Origin of the sequence: Pseudomonas sp. E45-MNA-CIBAN-0222, from assembly GCF_040310405.1 — a bacterium.
Classification (GTDB): Bacteria; Pseudomonadota; Gammaproteobacteria; order Pseudomonadales; family Pseudomonadaceae; genus Stutzerimonas; species Stutzerimonas stutzeri_AC.
This window is the reverse complement of the sequence record NZ_JBEOPU010000005.1, coordinates 76,731-92,311: the sequence shown is the minus strand read 5'-3', so window position 1 is coordinate 92,311 and position 15,581 is coordinate 76,731. Positions and strand designations below refer to the sequence as shown.

The 15,581-nt window shown below is 60.8% G+C and carries 17 protein-coding genes and 1 pseudogene; 6 read left to right on the top strand and 12 right to left on the bottom strand.

What is annotated here, in order from left to right; all coding sequences use genetic code 11:
- Positions 1–45 precede the first annotated feature (45 nt).
- The gene (locus tag AAEZ08_RS09215; RefSeq protein WP_003282295.1) at positions 46–978 is read right to left on the bottom strand and encodes a 2-hydroxyacid dehydrogenase; all 933 of its coding nucleotides are present in this window, start codon (positions 976–978) and stop codon (positions 46–48) included.
- 122 nt (positions 979–1,100) lie between these two features.
- Between AAEZ08_RS09215 and AAEZ08_RS09210 the strand changes: the two genes are divergently transcribed.
- A complete protein-coding gene (locus AAEZ08_RS09210; protein WP_058065684.1) occupies positions 1,101–1,340 on the top strand; it encodes a DUF2789 domain-containing protein in 240 nt (79 codons plus the stop codon).
- A 79-nt stretch (positions 1,341–1,419) separates the two neighbouring features.
- Here AAEZ08_RS09210 and AAEZ08_RS09205 read toward each other — a convergent pair whose 3' ends face one another.
- On the bottom strand, positions 1,420–1,815 hold the full coding sequence (locus AAEZ08_RS09205; protein ID WP_058065683.1) for a DUF3597 domain-containing protein: 396 nt from the start codon (positions 1,813–1,815) through the stop codon (positions 1,420–1,422).
- Positions 1,816–2,057: 242 nt separating this feature from the next.
- Between AAEZ08_RS09205 and AAEZ08_RS09200 the strand changes: the two genes are divergently transcribed.
- The 3 genes from AAEZ08_RS09200 (at position 2,058) to AAEZ08_RS09190 (ending at position 4,056) form a co-directional block, all read left to right on the top strand.
- The gene (locus tag AAEZ08_RS09200; RefSeq protein WP_500124134.1) at positions 2,058–2,876 is read left to right on the top strand and encodes an inositol monophosphatase family protein; all 819 of its coding nucleotides are present in this window, start codon (positions 2,058–2,060) and stop codon (positions 2,874–2,876) included.
- A gap of 183 nt (positions 2,877–3,059) precedes the next feature.
- Positions 3,060–3,320, top strand: a complete 261-nt coding sequence (locus tag AAEZ08_RS09195; RefSeq protein WP_003282301.1) for a hypothetical protein — start codon at positions 3,060–3,062, stop codon at positions 3,318–3,320.
- A gap of 322 nt (positions 3,321–3,642) precedes the next feature.
- Positions 3,643–4,056: an HPF/RaiA family ribosome-associated protein gene (locus AAEZ08_RS09190; RefSeq protein WP_003282303.1), complete on the top strand. Its 414-nt coding sequence runs from the start codon at positions 3,643–3,645 to the stop codon at positions 4,054–4,056.
- A gap of 41 nt (positions 4,057–4,097) precedes the next feature.
- Here the strand turns inward: AAEZ08_RS09190 and AAEZ08_RS09185 are convergent, their stop codons facing one another.
- Together AAEZ08_RS09185 and AAEZ08_RS09180 are read right to left on the bottom strand one after the other, a co-directional pair.
- Positions 4,098–4,559 carry a DUF3597 domain-containing protein gene (locus AAEZ08_RS09185; protein WP_102820489.1) on the bottom strand — a complete coding sequence of 154 codons (462 nt, stop codon included), beginning with the start codon at positions 4,557–4,559 and terminating at the stop codon, positions 4,098–4,100.
- A gap of 84 nt (positions 4,560–4,643) precedes the next feature.
- On the bottom strand, positions 4,644–5,012 hold the full coding sequence (locus AAEZ08_RS09180; RefSeq protein ID WP_102820490.1) for a SpoIIAA family protein: 369 nt from the start codon (positions 5,010–5,012) through the stop codon (positions 4,644–4,646).
- A 294-nt stretch (positions 5,013–5,306) separates the two neighbouring features.
- Between AAEZ08_RS09180 and AAEZ08_RS09175 the strand changes: the two are divergent.
- Positions 5,307–6,032 (top strand): annotated as a pseudogene (locus AAEZ08_RS09175) (type IV pili methyl-accepting chemotaxis transducer N-terminal domain-containing protein); the annotation flags it as partial.
- Positions 6,009–6,902 carry a methyl-accepting chemotaxis protein gene (locus tag AAEZ08_RS09170; RefSeq protein ID WP_500124217.1) on the top strand — a complete coding sequence of 298 codons (894 nt, stop codon included), beginning with the start codon at positions 6,009–6,011 and terminating at the stop codon, positions 6,900–6,902. The pseudogene AAEZ08_RS09175 and the gene AAEZ08_RS09170, both read left to right, overlap by 24 nt.
- A gap of 101 nt (positions 6,903–7,003) precedes the next feature.
- Here AAEZ08_RS09170 and AAEZ08_RS09165 read toward each other — a convergent pair whose 3' ends face one another.
- The 8 genes from AAEZ08_RS09165 to AAEZ08_RS09130 all read right to left on the bottom strand — a co-directional run bounded on the left by AAEZ08_RS09165 (position 7,004) and on the right by AAEZ08_RS09130 (position 15,360).
- Entirely contained in the window at positions 7,004–7,333 is a 330-nt protein-coding gene (locus AAEZ08_RS09165) for a peptidylprolyl isomerase (protein WP_256054743.1), read from the bottom strand.
- A 279-nt stretch (positions 7,334–7,612) separates the two neighbouring features.
- Positions 7,613–8,575, bottom strand: a complete 963-nt coding sequence (locus tag AAEZ08_RS09160) for a PstS family phosphate ABC transporter substrate-binding protein (RefSeq protein WP_427702337.1) — start codon at positions 8,573–8,575, stop codon at positions 7,613–7,615.
- Positions 8,576–8,595: 20 nt separating this feature from the next.
- Entirely contained in the window at positions 8,596–8,823 is a 228-nt protein-coding gene (locus AAEZ08_RS09155; protein WP_102820491.1) for a hypothetical protein, read from the bottom strand.
- A 21-nt stretch (positions 8,824–8,844) separates the two neighbouring features.
- On the bottom strand, positions 8,845–10,005 hold the full coding sequence (locus AAEZ08_RS09150) for a Na/Pi symporter (RefSeq protein WP_482693503.1): 1,161 nt from the start codon (positions 10,003–10,005) through the stop codon (positions 8,845–8,847).
- Between the two features lie 169 nt (positions 10,006–10,174).
- Positions 10,175–11,710 (bottom strand): glycerol-3-phosphate dehydrogenase, encoded by a 1,536-nt coding sequence (gene glpD / locus AAEZ08_RS09145; RefSeq protein ID WP_500124133.1) that lies wholly within the window; start codon positions 11,708–11,710, stop codon positions 10,175–10,177.
- 355 nt (positions 11,711–12,065) lie between these two features.
- Positions 12,066–12,824 (bottom strand): DeoR family transcriptional regulator, encoded by a 759-nt coding sequence (locus AAEZ08_RS09140; RefSeq protein WP_058065678.1) that lies wholly within the window; start codon positions 12,822–12,824, stop codon positions 12,066–12,068.
- Between the two features lie 133 nt (positions 12,825–12,957).
- Positions 12,958–14,466 carry a glycerol kinase GlpK gene (glpK, locus tag AAEZ08_RS09135; protein ID WP_181066719.1) on the bottom strand — a complete coding sequence of 503 codons (1,509 nt, stop codon included), beginning with the start codon at positions 14,464–14,466 and terminating at the stop codon, positions 12,958–12,960.
- 12 nt (positions 14,467–14,478) lie between these two features.
- On the bottom strand, positions 14,479–15,360 hold the full coding sequence (locus AAEZ08_RS09130; RefSeq protein ID WP_003281502.1) for an MIP/aquaporin family protein: 882 nt from the start codon (positions 15,358–15,360) through the stop codon (positions 14,479–14,481).
- Between the last annotated feature and the right edge of the window lie 221 nt (positions 15,361–15,581).

Below are 15,581 nucleotides of genomic sequence, written 5' to 3'. Positions count from 1 at the left end.
GGCGTTTTCGTTGCGCGCAGTTAAGTCATCGAGGCCTGCTGGATCTCAGTAACCGCGGCTGCGTTTCACCAGATCGCTGAGCGGCTGTCCCTCGCGCAGCGCCTGCAGGTTTCGCGCGACGATCCGCGCCGCGCTGCGCATATCCGTCGCTGCCGCTACGTGTGGCAATACCGTCACCCGGTCGTGGCGCCAGAATGGATGGTCCGCCGCTAGCGGTTCGCTACGAAACACATCGAGAACGGCGTGGCCGACCTTGCCGCTGGCTAGTGCTTGCAATAGATCCGTCTCCACGACATGTCCGCCGCGCGCGAGGTTAACCAGCCCAGCACCGGCCTTGAAAGCATCGAAGAAACGTAAGTCGAGCAGGTCAGCGGTTTGCGCGGTCAATGGCAGCAGGTTGATCACGATATCGCTGCGTGCCAGCAGCGGCCACAGCGTGTCCATGCCGTGCTCCAGAGCAACGCCTTCAACGGTGCCGCCATGCAGATTCCAACCCGTCACCCGGTATCCCATGGCGAGCAATCGGCTGGCGCAGGCTCGGCCCATTTGGCCCATACCCAGCAGGGTCACCTGTATTTCGTCGGCGCGTCGCTGCGGCAGCGGGTGCCAGCTGCAGTTCAATTGCTGCCGAGCATAGTCGTAGAACCGGCGGTGCAGCGACAACGTTGCCCAAAGCGCAGTTTCCGCCATGGCCGCGCTCATGGCCGGGTCTACCATGCGGGCGACGGGCACATCCGGCAGGCTGGGATCGAGCAGTAGCCGATCCACGCCAGCCCATAGCGATTGAATCAGGCGCAGATTGGGCAGGTTCTGTAGCGAGCCATGAGGCGGATTGGCGACCACAGCTGCGTCTATCAGTTGAGCGGTTCGCGCCGTGTGCGACAAATGCCATCGGGTGTCGGGCAAGGCATCTTTTAATTCCGTGAGCCAGGCCTCGCGCTCTCCATCATCGAAGCTGCCACTGAGCAATATATCCATGCGCTAGTTTCCTCGTTTCACCCTGCGTGGAACTGTACCCAGTCGCGCAGCCTCTGAATATGCAAGTAGCGGAACGCGCACAGGCGTGATTCCGGCCTGTTCACGAGCCTAAGGAGAAATTCATGGAATTGCCCAATAAAGACCTCGGCACTCTGTTCGAGCAGCTTGGTCTGGATTCCGATCCGGCCAGTATTGACGCCTTCATCGGCAAGCACGGCCCATTGCCAGAGGATGTTCGCTTGGCGGACGCGCCGTTTTGGAACGATTCACAGCGTGCGCTGCTGCGCGACGAATGGGCAGAGGACGCGGAGTGGGCGCCGATTGTCGATGAGCTGAATGTGCGCATGCACGAAAGCGGATGATCTGCGCGGGCTGCGGCGGTTGTCGCAGCCCGCTGTCCCGTCGGCTTTCGTCAGTTGAAAGCCAATAATGCTGGCGAGCTCAGTCGAGCAGCTCGGCCGGTACGTTACCGCCATTCTCGGCAAGCTTTTTCAATACCGCTTTGTGCAGCCACATATTCATTTGAGCGGAGTCGCTCATTTTGTCGGCCGGGCAGCCAAGCTCGGTGGCCAGTTCCTTGCGCGCCGTCAGGCTGCTGTCCAGACCGAGTAACTTCAGAAGATCGACGATCGACGTACGCCAGTTAAGCTTTTCCGGGTGGTTGCCCGCCATGCCGTCGAGCTTGGCTGCTACGTCAACCTGATCGACCGCTGGAGACGCTGGTGCGCCTGCACCGCCTGTTGAGGCCTCCGGCGGCGTGGTGGGCGCGGTGGAATCGGGCGCAGCGTGCGCGCTGCCTAGGCCGATCTTTTCGAGAATGGAGTTGAAAAAGCCCATGGGAGCCTCCTGTTATCGTGAGTGATGAGCCGTGGCTCGCAGATTAGGACCGCTGGCGTCCTGATTCGTCGCGTATCCAGTGGCCTGTGGCGCACTGGATTGATCCTGCCGGGGGGACTGCGTCGGCAGCGCCGGGCAATCGAGTTGAAACCCCTATGCAGGCACGTGGGCCGTTCTTGCCTGGCGTCGCTCGTGCTGTAACTGTGGCACGGCTAGAATGCCGTTTTGCCTCAGGAGCCACCATGAGCGAGCCGACCCCCCACGACCTCGATCTCGACGCCCGCTACGCCTGTGCCAAAAGCCTCGCCCTGGAAGCTGCCCAGTTGGGCATGGATTTCTACCGGCAGCGCGAGACGCTGGATGTGGAGCACAAGGGCAACGACCGTCAGGATGTGGTCAGCATCGCCGACAAGAGCATCGAGGATTTCATTCGTGGACGCCTTGCCGAACAGTTTCCGCAGGACGGTTTTCTCGGCGAGGAGAGTGGTTCGGCTGATCTCAAGGCCCGTTGCGTCTGGGTGATCGATCCTATCGACGGCACGGCCTGCTTTGTTAATGGCCTGCACAACTGGTGCGTTTCCATTGGCTTGCTGATTGACGGCGAGCCGCATATCGGCGCGATCGCCGACCCAAACCATGACGAGCTGTTCCACGGCTGCCAGGGGCGAGGCGCTTACGTCAACGAAACGCCACTCAAGGCCAGCGCTGCGCTGCATGTCCGCGAGGGGCTGACGGGGGCGGGCACGTTCCACCCGCGGGGCAAGGAACACTTCATCCCGTTCCTGGAAAAACTGCTGGCCGAAGGTGGGATGTTCATCCGCAATGGCTCCGGCGCGTTGATGACTGCCTATGTCGCTGCAGGTCGATTGATCGGCTATTACGAAACTGAACTCAAGAGTTGGGATTGCCTTGCCGGGCTGGTGCTGGTGGCCGAGGCGGGTGGGCTGCGCAACGACTTCTTCCGCAACGACGGGCTACTCAAGGGCAACCCGTATCTGGTCGCAGCGCCCGGTGTGTACCGGCAGCTGGCCGAGCTGATCGGTCCTTCGCTGGACGCTTGAGCACTCTCGTTCGTCGCACAGCGTGGGCTGGGCGCTACGGGATGCGCAGCCTGTGCTATACCGATCTGACGCGCTGGGCCGGCGAAACGGTCCGTTCATCACAGGGGGACCAATCGGCTGTCCATCGGACCAGAGTGAACTGCGTGATCTGATGGCTGCCCGCACAGAGCGAGGTAAACGATCATGAGCATGATGCAATGCACCTACCGCGACCACCTCATCACCGCCGAAGTTATGGAATATCCCGGCACCCCGACACCCTGGGCGGGTGGTTGTCGGATCACCGATAGCGCCGGGCACACGACTCGTCGCCTGCCTCTCCCGCTCGAGCACGCGTTCATGGCTGAACTGGAAAAGGCTCAGCGTGTGTCCATCGCCCACGGCAAATGGCTGGTGGACCAGCACCTTGATCACGGGCGACAGCTGTTTCAGCAGGCGGCGTAGCGATACCGGATGTCCTTCCTCGACGCGTCGGGTGCTTTCCACCCGGCGCGCTTTCATTGCGCAGGGTGCGCGCCGAGCGTGACCATCTGGCGAAGCGCACTTGTGTAGGAAAAATTCTCTGCTGACGGCCGTGCGTGAATCTAGCGCTTTACGTCGATAACGGCAGCGATCCGGCTAAGTTTCGGATAGCAAAGCGAAAACTGCTCGTTGCAAAGACAACTTCGGCGACATCTTGCCCGTTGCTTAATAAGCAAAACGGTGGCATAGCTATCAGCAAGCCACCCGAAAGGGCGGTGCTCATAAGCGGAAGTAAGGACGACTTATGCAAATCCAGGTTCACAGCGATAACCACATCGAAGGCAGTGCCCGTCTGGCTGATTGGGTCAGTGCCAGTGTCGCCAGCAAGCTGGACCGGTACGACGACGAGTTGACTCGTGTAGTCGTACACCTCAACGACGAAAATGGTGACAAGGCCGGTGCCCAAGACAAGCGCTGCCAGATCGAAGCGCGCCCTAAGGGCCTGCAGCCGATCTCAGTCACCCACAAGGCCGAATCGCTGGAGTTGGCCGTCGATGGTGCGGTAGACAAACTCAATAACGCACTCGCTCACCAGTTCGGCAAGTTGCGTAGTAAGCGTCCCGGCGCTCAGCCGCAGATGATCGATGGCGCCGTTGCCGGTCGCGATGCGCTGCTCGAGGAAGATTTCCTCGCAGACGAGCAGGTCCGTAACTCATAAGCTCTAGGTAAGGGCCTTCCGAGAGGAAGGCCCTTCTCACATCAGTGCAGCAGTTCTGGCGGGATGCTGCCGCCGTTCTCAGCTAATTTCTTCATTACCGCCCGGTGCAGCCACATGTTCATCTGCGCCGAGTCCGCCATCTCTGCCGGTGGGCAGCCAAGCTCCGTAGCAAGCTCTCGGCGCGCCTCCATACTGCTGTCCAGTCCAAGCAATTTCAGCAAATCGACGATAGATGAGCGCCAGTTGAGCGCTTCGAGGTGCTGCGCCGCCTTGGCTTCCAGTTGTGCCACGACGTCTACGCCGCTTGCAGTGGTTGCAGACTGATTCAGGTCCATGTGCGGCGCGATGGTTGCGTTGTCGGTGGTTGTAGGTGTGTTGCTCAGCGTGATGCCTTCGGCACTCGAGTGCGTGGCGTCGGCCGCAGGTACATCGGCTTTGCGTTGTGCTTCGTTGGAAACATCGCCCAGGCCGAGCTTTGCCTTGATCGAATCGAAAAGTCCCATGTCCGTTCTCCGTGCTGTGGATGTACGCATTCGACAGCACAGCAGAGCGCGCCATTCGCTTCCGCGGGTCGGGTATTCGGGGTGTCAGCCGTGTTCCAGCCAGGCGCTGGCCTCGGCTTCCTGATGCAGGTCGAAGGCTTTGATGGTCAATCCGGGAATTAGCGCGCCTTCGACTTCACTTGCTTTGCGCAGCCATTCCCTGCCGGCGACCACCGCGCAGCGGTCGAAGCGGTGAATGAAACGGAAAAGTTGTGGTAGTCGGGACAGCTCAACCCCGACGGCGCCAAGCGTAGGCAGGTCGAAGTCGCCGATGCGGTAGAGCATTCGGCCATGGCTGATGCCTTCTGACTTGAATAGCAAGTCATCCAGCGCCGCGCGCATGGCCTGGCTGTCGAGCTTGCCGGAGAAGTCGATATCGATACGGTTTTCGCCTCTGCGCGATACCTGAAACATGATCAGACCCTCGTTCGATCAGTGTTCTGCGAGTAGTCCTCGCGTCCCCCTGACCATAGCCGTTGCGTCCAACTCTGGCCAAAAAATGCACGCATCCTCGACTTTTTTTGATCTGTGTCAGCATGTGCCTTGAATGTCCGTGAGCGAAAGAAACCGCTCGGAGCCTCGTCGTTGCTGAGTTTCGCCATAGGTGATCAGCGGTATCAAGTTGCACTGGCCGCCGCCGAGAACAGAGCAAGTGCGACGCCATCCTGCGGTGGCGTCGCTTTCTTTTTCTGCAGTGGGACATCCCCAATGACCAGCACCTTGGCAAACGTCATACAGTCCATATTGCGCGGACTTGGTCTGCGTACCATCAACCTCCAGTTCTTCTTTTCCTACAGCCTGATCTTTCTCTGTGCCGCTCTGACTGCCGGCGTGCTGTTCATGTCCGCCAAGGACGCCAGCCAGATCGACATGGCCGGCGCACAGCGCATGCTCAGTCAGAAAATGATGAAGGAAGCGCTTTTAGCGGCCCAAGGCATTGGAAGCCCGGCGGAAGTGGACAAGACTATCCAGCGTTTTGAGCAGTCGCATCGCTTGCTGATGGTTGGTGATCGCGCACAGGGTATTGCCCCGGTGGAGCTGGCAAGCGCACAGCCGCATCTGCAGCGCGTCGATCAGATCTGGCAGCGATACCGTCCAGCCGTGCAGGCGTTGGCGGCAGGTCAGAGTGCTGACCTGAAGGCAGTTGCCACCGACTCCAACGACATTCTTGCGGCCGCCAACGAAGTGGTGTCGCTGATCTCCGCCGAGACTAACCGCAGCGCTTCCCAGCAACTCTGGGTAGCCCTGGGTTCGACCCTGTGCATCCTGCTGCTGGTGATTCTCGGCCGAATAGCCGGCATGAACTGGTTGATGCTGCAGATCGACGAACTGCGGGGGCGGCTGGAAAAAGTCAGCCAGGGCGACTTTTCGTCACCGCTGCAGGTGCGTCATGCCGACGACGAAATGGGCATGATCACGCTGGCCTACAACCGCTTGCTGGGACAGGTCGGTGAGATGATCAAGGGCGTGCGCCTGGCCGCTGACGAAGCCGATGTCCAGTGCGTTCGCATGGCAAGTCTGGCTGGTGACAGTGCGCGTAACGTGGAAGGGCAGCAGGCCGAAATCGATCAGGTCGCGACCGCCATGAATGAAATGCTCGCCACCTCTCAGGAAGTTGCGCGCAGCACCGTCGAAGCCGCCAATGCGGCGGATGTCGCCGAGCAGGAAACCAACTCCGGCAGCGCCGTGATGAACGCGTCGGTTGGGGCCATCCGCACCCTCAGCGGTCATGTGGATGGCCTGTCCGATGTCATGCAGCAGTTGGTGCAGGACAGCCATGAAATCGGCAAGGTACTCAACGTGATCAGCGGTATTGCCGAGCAGACCAACCTGCTGGCACTCAATGCGGCAATCGAGGCGGCGCGAGCTGGTGAGCAAGGGCGCGGCTTCGCAGTGGTGGCCGACGAGGTACGTAGCCTGGCAAGCCGCACTCAGAGCTCGGCCAAGGAGGTCAGCGTGTTGGTCGAACGGCTGCAGAGCCAGGCCACCCGCGCGGGTGAAGCCATGGATGCGTCGCGCCAGAGCAGCACAGTCACGCTAACCCAGATCGAAGCGGCACAGCATGCGCTAGGTCAGATCGTGGGGGCGGTACAGACCATTCGCGGCATGACCAATCAGATTGCCACCGCTGCCGAGGAGCAGTCGCAGGTGGCCGAGGACATGAATCAGTCGCTGACGCGTATCGCCCAGGTGGCCGATCAGGCCGCCGGCGTCACCCATGACACCGCAGAGTCGGGTAACACCATCATGCAGAGCATGAAAGGCCTCAAGTCGCTGACAGGGCGTTTTCGTCTCGAAGCGTGATCAGGATGGAGATGAATCGGGAGGTGCTGCCGGTGTGGGGCGCCTGCTCGGCGTGGTAGGGGCTGCGTGTCCCCGCACATAGGGTGCGGGGACAAAAAGGATCAGTCCTGGCGGCTGGTCACTTCCAGCAGGTGATAACCGAACTGCGTCTTCACCGGGCCCTGCACTTCGTTGAGCGGGGCGCTGAACACTACGGTGTCGAACTCCTTGACCATCTGGCCGGGGCCGAATGAACCCAGGTCACCGCCCTGACGGCTGGACGGGCAGGTGGAGTTGTCTTTGGCGACCTGAGCGAAGTCAGCGCCGCCTTCGATGGCTGCTTTGAGTTCGTTGCACTTTTCTTCGGTGGGAACCAGGATGTGGCGGGCAGTTGCTCGAGCCATGGGGGTGTACTCCTCTGGGAAAGCTGCGAGCCTACCGGAATTGCTCAGCGATTCAAGCGCCGCTGACTCCACTTTCCCGCGCCGGTAGCCCTGCCATTCAGGTTTGTTACGGCCAGCCTGTGGTTCCGAGCGGGGCGTTCAGGCGGATGGCAGCAAACGTGTGCGCCTCAATTGCAGCGACTAGCGGTTGCTGACCTCTCTACGGCGACGTGGAGCGTCCCGGTGAAGCTGCCTGAGCTTGCCTGCAACATGGTTATAACGCCGATCACCTGCCGGGCCCCATGATCGCGCGGGCGATCTGCTAAGCGGCTGGCCGCGCCGCTAACATTAATTGGGGGCGGGTGAATTCGCGGGTGCTGCTTGCTTCAAAGCCGCCAGACTTTCGCGGTAGCGCTCACTGTTGAGCGGCATGAAACCGGTGAAGTGGATCCAGCCGGGCAAACCGTCCAGATAGTGCTCGACGAATGCCTGGGTCACGGGTTTTCGCCGCAAACTCTGCTCGCTCAGATAGAGAAACAGGGGGCGCGTCAGGGGCTGGTACTGCCCTAGGCTGACGGTCGAAAGGGTGGGATAAACCGGGCCTTTGCCGTTATCCACGGCGAGCAATTTTAGTTCGTCCCAGTGCCGGTGGTAGGCGCCGATGCCGAAGAATCCAAGTGCGTCGGGCTCAGCGGCAATCCCAGCGGCCAGTTCCTCCTCATTCTCGCTGGCAGTGTAGTCCTGGCGGCTGCTGTGGCTGGTGCCGACGATCTCCTCGGTGAAGATGTCGTAGGTGCCTGAGTCCTGGCCGCGGCCGAACAGTTTCACCGGACGATCCGGCCACTCCGGACGGATCTGGTTCCATCGCACGATCTTGCCTTCCGCTGCCGGTTCCCAGAGCTTTTTCAGCTCCTCGACAGTGATGTCCGTTGCCCAGCGGTTGCCGGGATGCACAACCAGAGCAATGGCGTCCATCGCCAGCGGTACTTGCCGGTAGCGCACGCCGTTCTCTTCGCACCGCGCCCGTTCCTCGGCATTGATCTCGCGGGAGGCGTCGTTGATGTCTGTCTCGCCAGCACAGAAGCGGCGGAACCCCGCAGAAGTGCCCGAAAAGGCGACGTCAATCGGGTGGCCTTGGCGGGCACGCAGAAACCGGCGCACCGCTTCCTGCGTCAGCGGGTAGACAGTGCTTGAGCCGTCTATAAGCAAGCCAGTGTTCGCGGGCTCATCCGCGCGCGCGGCCGGGGTGAGCGCCAGGTGCAGGCCGAGAGTGAGAAAAAGCAGCAAATGAGGGTGGGGTTTGACGTGCATGCTGCGTTCCTCTGCCTGGCTCAGGGTTTCGATTTCAACCATTCGTGTTTCAGCGAGTTCCAGAATACCTGCAGGCTGTTGAATCGGGTGTCGACGGCATCGATGTAGTCATCCAGTCGATCGATTTCCCGGTGCTGCGCTTTCTGCTCCTGAGCATCTATTTGCTTGAGCTGGGCTTCGAGCTCATTGAGCGATTCGCGCAGTTCGCGGATGCGGTTTTCGGTCTGGACACGACGTTCTCTATGCATGGGATGGCCCTCCAGCCTGGGTCAGAGTTGGCTACCGCCGATCATCAGCAACGGCAGGCCGAAGAACACGCCGCCAATGTACGCGCCGACATACAGCTTGCTGCGCTGCGCCAGGTTAGCGAGATGCGTCGCGATGGCCGGCGGAATACCGCGCAGGAAGGGCACTACATAGATGATGAGGATGCCGAACAGGTTGAACAGCAAATGCACCAGCGCGATCTGCATGGCCAGTTCTGCGGTGGGGCCTGAGATCGCCGTAGCAGCCAGCAGTGCAGTGACGCAGGTACCGATATTGGTGCCCAGCGTGAAGGGGTACACCTGTTTGAGGGTAAAGACCCCGGTGCCTGCGAGCGGCACGATCAAGGCGGTGGTGGTTGAAGAAGACTGAACCAGTACGGTGATGATGGCTCCCGAGGCGATGCCGGAAACCGGGCCACGACCAACGCTGGCGTGCATGATGTTCTTGGCGCGGCCGACCATGACCCTGCGTAGCACCTTGCCGATGGCCTGTACCACGAAGAGAATCAGGCCGATCCCGATAATGATCAGTGCGACGCCTGCCCAGACTTTGCTCGGCAGCCAGGCGACGCTGGCCTCAAGCAGCTCGCTGGCCGGAGTGAGAAGGGTCTTCATGAAGTTCACGCTCTTCATGTCGACGCTGGTGCTGTCGCTTACCAGCAGCCCGGCTAGGGCCTCGGACATGCGCTGCAGTGGATGGAATAGCAGCTCCAGCGGCAGCAGGATAGTCACCGCGGTGATGTTGAAGGCATCGTGCACGGTTGCTGCCGCGAAGGCTCGATGAAACTCGACGCCACTTCGGATGTGGCCCAGGCTGACGATGGTGCTGGTCAATGAGGTGCCGATATTGGCACCCATGATCAGCGGAATCGCGATGGGGATTGGCAGCCCGCCGGCCACCATTCCGACAATGATCGAGGTTACGGTACTGGAACTCTGGATCAGCGCGGTGGCCGCAAGGCCGATCATCAGGCCGACGAAGGGGTTAGTGGCGAACGCGAATAGTTCTTTCGCATTCTCACCAGTGGCTGCCTTGAACCCATCGCCAATTGCGCCCACTGCCGCCAGCAGCAGATAGATCAGCGTGATGACCAGCAGCCAGGACAGCCATTGCCGTGTAGCGGCTGTGGGTTGATCGGCGAGGGCACCGGTATTCGTCGTCATCAGGCAACTCCCGTGAGCATGTCAGTCGCCCGACGGTGAGCCTTGGGTGTGAATACTTGATGACCGCAGCGGCATCCACGGACGAACGGCGCCGGAGTTTATTTTGGGCCTGAAGCGCAGGCGAATGGGCAAACGAAAGCCCGCCGATGACGGGCTCTTGGAACTACGCTTAGGCTGCGTCGCTGCTGCGTGCGGGTTCGGCCAACGGCCGCTCTTTCAGGTAGCGTTGCAGGTGTGCGATTTCCGGCTCGCTGAATGCCAGTCCGAGCTTGGTGCGACGCCAGAGGATGTCATCCGCTTGCGTTGCCCACTCTTCGCTACGCAGGTACTCCACCTCCCGTGCATAGAGCTGTTGGCCAAGGTCTTCGCCAAGTGCGTCTAGCGAGCGTGCGTCGCCCAGCATGCGCCATACACGATTGCCGTAGAGGGTCGCCCAACGCTTGGCCAGCTGCACCTCCAGGCCTTGAATCTTGGCCACCAGTTCTTCGGTGAGCGCATCGGCCGTGCTCATCCCCTCACCGCCAGGCAGCGCCGCATGTGCCGTCCAGCTCTGCCCCATGTCGGGGAAGAATGGCTTTAGCTGGGCCATAGCCGACTCGGCGAGCTTGCGGTAGGTGGTCAGTTTGCCGCCGAAGACAGAGAGCAGCGGCGCTTGTTTCTCTTCCGCCGCCAGCGATAGCGTGTAGTCCCGGGTGACAGCCGACGGGTTGTCCGACTCGTCGTCGCACAGCGGTCTGACGCCGGCGAAGGTATGCACGATGTCCCTGGGATTGAGCTGCTTGCGGAAGTGGGTGTTGGCCACCCCCAGCACGTAGGCGATCTCTTCTTCGCTGATGCTCACCTTGGCTGGGTCGCCGCGGTATTCGCGGTCAGTGGTGCCGATCATGGTGTAGCGGTCCAGGTAGGGGATGGCGAAGACGATACGCCGATCCTCGTTCTGCATGATGTAGGCCTGCTCGCCCTCGTACAGTCTGGGCACGATGATGTGGCTGCCCTGAATCAGGCGAATGCCGTACGGCGAACGCTGCTGCAGGTTCTCACCGATGAACTGCGCTACCCAGGGCCCTGCTGCGTTGACCAGCGCCTTGGCACGTAGCGAGAACCGACTGCCGTCATCACGCTGCAGCTCGACATGCCAGATGCCGCCAGCGCGTTTGGCGCTCAGGCATTGCGTGCGGGTATGGATATGCGCGCCTTTCTCGCGAGCCGCCATGGCGTTGAGCACAACCAGCCGGGCATCGTCTACCCAACAATCCGAGTATTCGAAACCGCGAGTAATGGCGGGCTTGAGCGGGCTTTCTTTGCCAAACCGCAATCCCCGCGAAGCTGGCAGCTTCTTGCGCATTCCCAGGTTGTCGTAAAGGAAAAGACCTGCGCGGATCATCCATGCCGGTCGCAGGTGCGGGCGGTGGGGTAGGACAAAGCGCATTGGCTTGACGATATGCGGCGCCTTGGCCAGCAGCACTTCACGCTCGGCCAGCGCTTCGCGGACCAGGCGGAATTCGTAGTGCTCCAGGTAGCGCAGACCACCGTGGATGAGCTTGCTGCTCGCCGATGACGTATGGCTGGCCAGATCATCGCGTTCGCACAGGAACACCGACAGCCCGCGGCCAGCTGCATCGGCAGCGATACCGACACCATTGATACCGCCGCCAATTACGGCGACGTCATAGAGCTCGGAGACGGGCTGGGCGGAATGTGGCACGGGCTTCTCCTCTGAAACGAAGGGTATGTTCGGTTTTGAACATGCTATTCGTAAAAGAATCCATGCGAAAGCTTAAATGTTCGAAATTAGTTAAAAAAGAAAATATTCGAACTTTGAGTGCTTCTGATTGGTTGTCGCTGCTCGGGCTGCAATGCCGGTTTCATAGCGCCGAGCGGCCAGGTTTCGTCTGCCCGGAAGCACCCGAATTCGTTACGAGCGGCTTTCGTCACGAAAAATACAGAAGCGTTGACTGGGGTTTATTTGCGCTCAAGACTCGACGCTCCCCGAACGCTTCTGCAGGTTCGGCACAATCTCGTGTGGGAGCGGACTTGTCCGCGACTAACGCGCTGCCAGGTTACTCGGCGATTTCCAGTTGCACCTTGTGGCGGGCGAGCAGCTCGGTGAAGAGTTCCGACGGCGCCGAGTCAGTGAACAGGCAGTCGATCTGCTCCAGTGAACCCAGGCGTGTCATGGCGCTGCGGCCAAACTTGCTGGAATCCGCGGCCAGGAAAACCTTGCGCGCGTTGTGGATGATTGCCTGGGAGACACGAACTTCCTGGTAGTCGAAGTCGAGCAGGGTGCCGTCTTCGTCGATGCCGCTGATGCCGATCAGCGCAAAGTCGACCTTGAACTGGCTGATGAAATCCGCCGTCGCCTGGCCCACCACGCCGCCATCGCTGCGCACGTTGCCGCCGGCGATCAACACGTCGAAGTCTTCCTTGGTGCTGAGAATGCTCGCCACGTGAAGATCGTTGGTGATTATCTTCAGGTCGCGATGATTGAGCAGGGCCTGAGCAATGGCCTCGGTGGTGGTGCCGATGTTGATGAACAGCGAAGCCTGGTCAGGAATCCGTGCGGCCATGGCCGCTGCTATACGCAGCTTCTCGTCACGCATCTGGTGAGCGCGCTGGCTATAGGCAGTGTTCTGCACGCTGGAGTCGTAAGCGGCGCCGCCGTGGTAGCGCCGCAGTAGGCCGGCATCGCCAAGCTGATTGATGTCGCGGCGGATGGTTTGCGGCGTGACAGCGAAGTGCCGCGCCAGCTCATCGATGCTCACGTAGCCGCGCTCGCGCACGAGTTCCAGAATGTTCTGCTGTCGGGGCGCCAGGCTCATGAGGCTTCCTTATTCGCTGTTGTGCGGGAAGCATGCCGTAGTCTGGCGTTCGATTAAAGCGCCGCCTGTTCGAATTCGCGCATGCCGCGCCCGCTTCCGAACGATCGGAGATGCGGGCGCGGACAGCGTTCGATCAGTCCTCGGCCCAGTTGCGCGTGCGGTCGACCGCCTTCTGCCACCCGCGATAGAGCGCTTCGCGCTGTTCGCTTCCGCACGCCGGTTCGAATACTCGCTCGATGCTGCTCTTGCTGCGCAACTCGTCGAGATCGCTCCAGAAACCGGTCGCCAGACCTGCCAGGTAGGCGGCGCCCAGCGCGGTGGTTTCCTTCATCTGCGGCCGTTCAACCTGAGTACCGAGCATATCGGCCTGGAATTGCATGAGGAAGTTGTTGGCTACCGCGCCGCCGTCCACGCGCAGGGCGCGCAAGCGCTCGCCCGCGTCCTGCTGCATGGCATCTAGCACGTCGCGGGTCTGGTAGGCGATGGATTCCAATGCTGCTCGGATCAGGTGATCGACCTTGACCCCGCGGGTCAGGCCAAACAGTGCGCCACGGGCACGCGGGTCCCAGTAGGGCGCGCCTAGACCGGTGAAGGCTGGCACCAGGTAGATGCCGTTGCTGTTCGGCACCTTGGTGGCGAAGTATTCCGAATCCAGCGACTCGTTGAGCACCTTCAGTTCATCACGCAGCCACTGCACGGTGGAGCCACCATTGAAGATGGCGCCTTCCAGTGCGTAGTTCACTTCTCCGCGCGGTCCGCAGGCGATTGTCGTCAGCAGCCCATGTTCGGATTGCACCGCCTTGGTGCCGGTGTTCATCAGCAGGAAACAGCCGGTACCGTACGTGTTCTTGGCTTGGCCTGGCTCTACGCACATCTGGCCGAACAGGGCGGCCTGCTGATCCCCGGCGATACCGGCGATTGGAATGCCGGTGCTCTGGCCCGAACCAAGGTAGGCGTGACCATAAACTTCCGAGGACGAGCGCACTTCTGGCAGCATCTCGCGCGGGATGTCCAGCGCCTCGAGCATTACCGGGTCCCAATCCAGCTTGTGAATGTCGAACAGCATGGTGCGCGAGGCGTTGGTGTAGTCGGTGACGTGGGCCTTGCCCTGGGTCATCTTCCAGATCAGCCAGCAGTCGACGGTGCCGAACAACAGTTCTCCACGCCGGGCACGTTCGCGGCTGCCTTCCACATGGTCGAGAATCCATTTGATCTTGGTGCCGGAGAAGTAGGGGTCGATCACCAGGCCGGTAGTCTTGCGGATGTGATCGTTCATACCGTCGCGCTTGAGCTGATCGCAGATCGGCGTGCTCTGACGACTCTGCCAGACGATGGCGTTGTAGATCGGTCGGCCGGTGATCTTGTCCCAGACGATGGCAGTCTCGCGCTGGTTGGTGATGCCAATCGCCGCCACCTGCTCGTTGGTGATGCCGGCCTGGGCCAGGGCTTCAACGAATACGCCGCTCTGGGTCGCCCAGATTTCCATCGGGTCGTGTTCGACCCAGCTCGGCTGCGGATAGATCTGCGCGAACTCGCGTTGGGCGATGGTCACCACGTTGGCGTTGCGGTCCAGCACGATGGCGCGGGAGCTGGTGGTGCCCTGGTCGAGGGCGACGATGAATTGCTTGTTCTGATTACTCATGGCGACGTTTCCTTAGCGAACTTTGCTGACATCGGGCTGTGCGGAGCCCATTTCGGCAGGGGCCTTTTCCTTGGGTATCGGTACATCACAGGCGGCCGAGCCAACGCCTGGCAGATGCCTGCAGATCAGCGCCTTGTAACCCGCGGCACCCAGGCAGGCGCCGAGAATAGGGGCAAAAATCGGAACCAGGAAATACGGAATGTCTTTCCCACCAGTGAAGGCGACGTCGCCCCAGCCTGCGAAGAAAGTCATCAACTTGGGCCCGAAATCCCGCGCAGGATTCATCGCGAAGCCAGTCAGCGGGCCCATCGCGCCACCGATGACGGCGATCAGCAGGCCTATCAGTAGGGGGGCCAGCGGGCCGCTTGGCAAGCCGTTGCCGTCGTCTGTGATGGCCATGATCATCGCCAGCAGAATGGCGGTGATCACTACTTCCACGAGAAACGCCTGGCCGAATGACAACGAGGCGTGCGGGTAGGTGGAGAAGATAGAAGCGAGCTCAAGACTCTCGACGCTGCCGCGGACCATCTGCTGGGCCTGTTCGAAATCGAAGAACAGGCTGCTGTACAGCCCGTAGACCAACGCAGCGGAACAGAAGGCGCCGGCCACCTGCGCCAGGATGTAAGCCGGGACGCGGTGCCGTTCGAAGGTGCCGAACAGCCACAGCGCGATGGTAACGGCGGGGTTCAGGTGAGCACCGGAAACGCCGGCGGCAAGATACACCGCCATCGAAACACCGATGCCCCAGATGATGCTGATTTCCCACAGCCCCAGATCGGCGCCGCCGAGCTTGAGCGCTGCGACGCAGCCGGTACCGAAAAAGATGAGAAGGGCAGTGCCGAGAAATTCGGCGATGCATTGTCCCTTGAGCGTCGGGACGATGGGCGTACTCATGCGCGGAGCCTCGTTCGTTTGTTTTTGTTTTATTCCGAGCACTGCGGTCGTTCGGAATTGTTCGGAAACGAAAACTTAGAGGCAAAGAATGCAGCTGTCAAAGTAAAAATTCGAACATTTTATGGGCGCGCTGCGGGAACAAACGATGGTGCTTGCTGTCGCCACGGTCGCGAGTCTTCGCCGTGACCGATGAAGCCTTGCCAACCGGGAGGGCGTCGGAA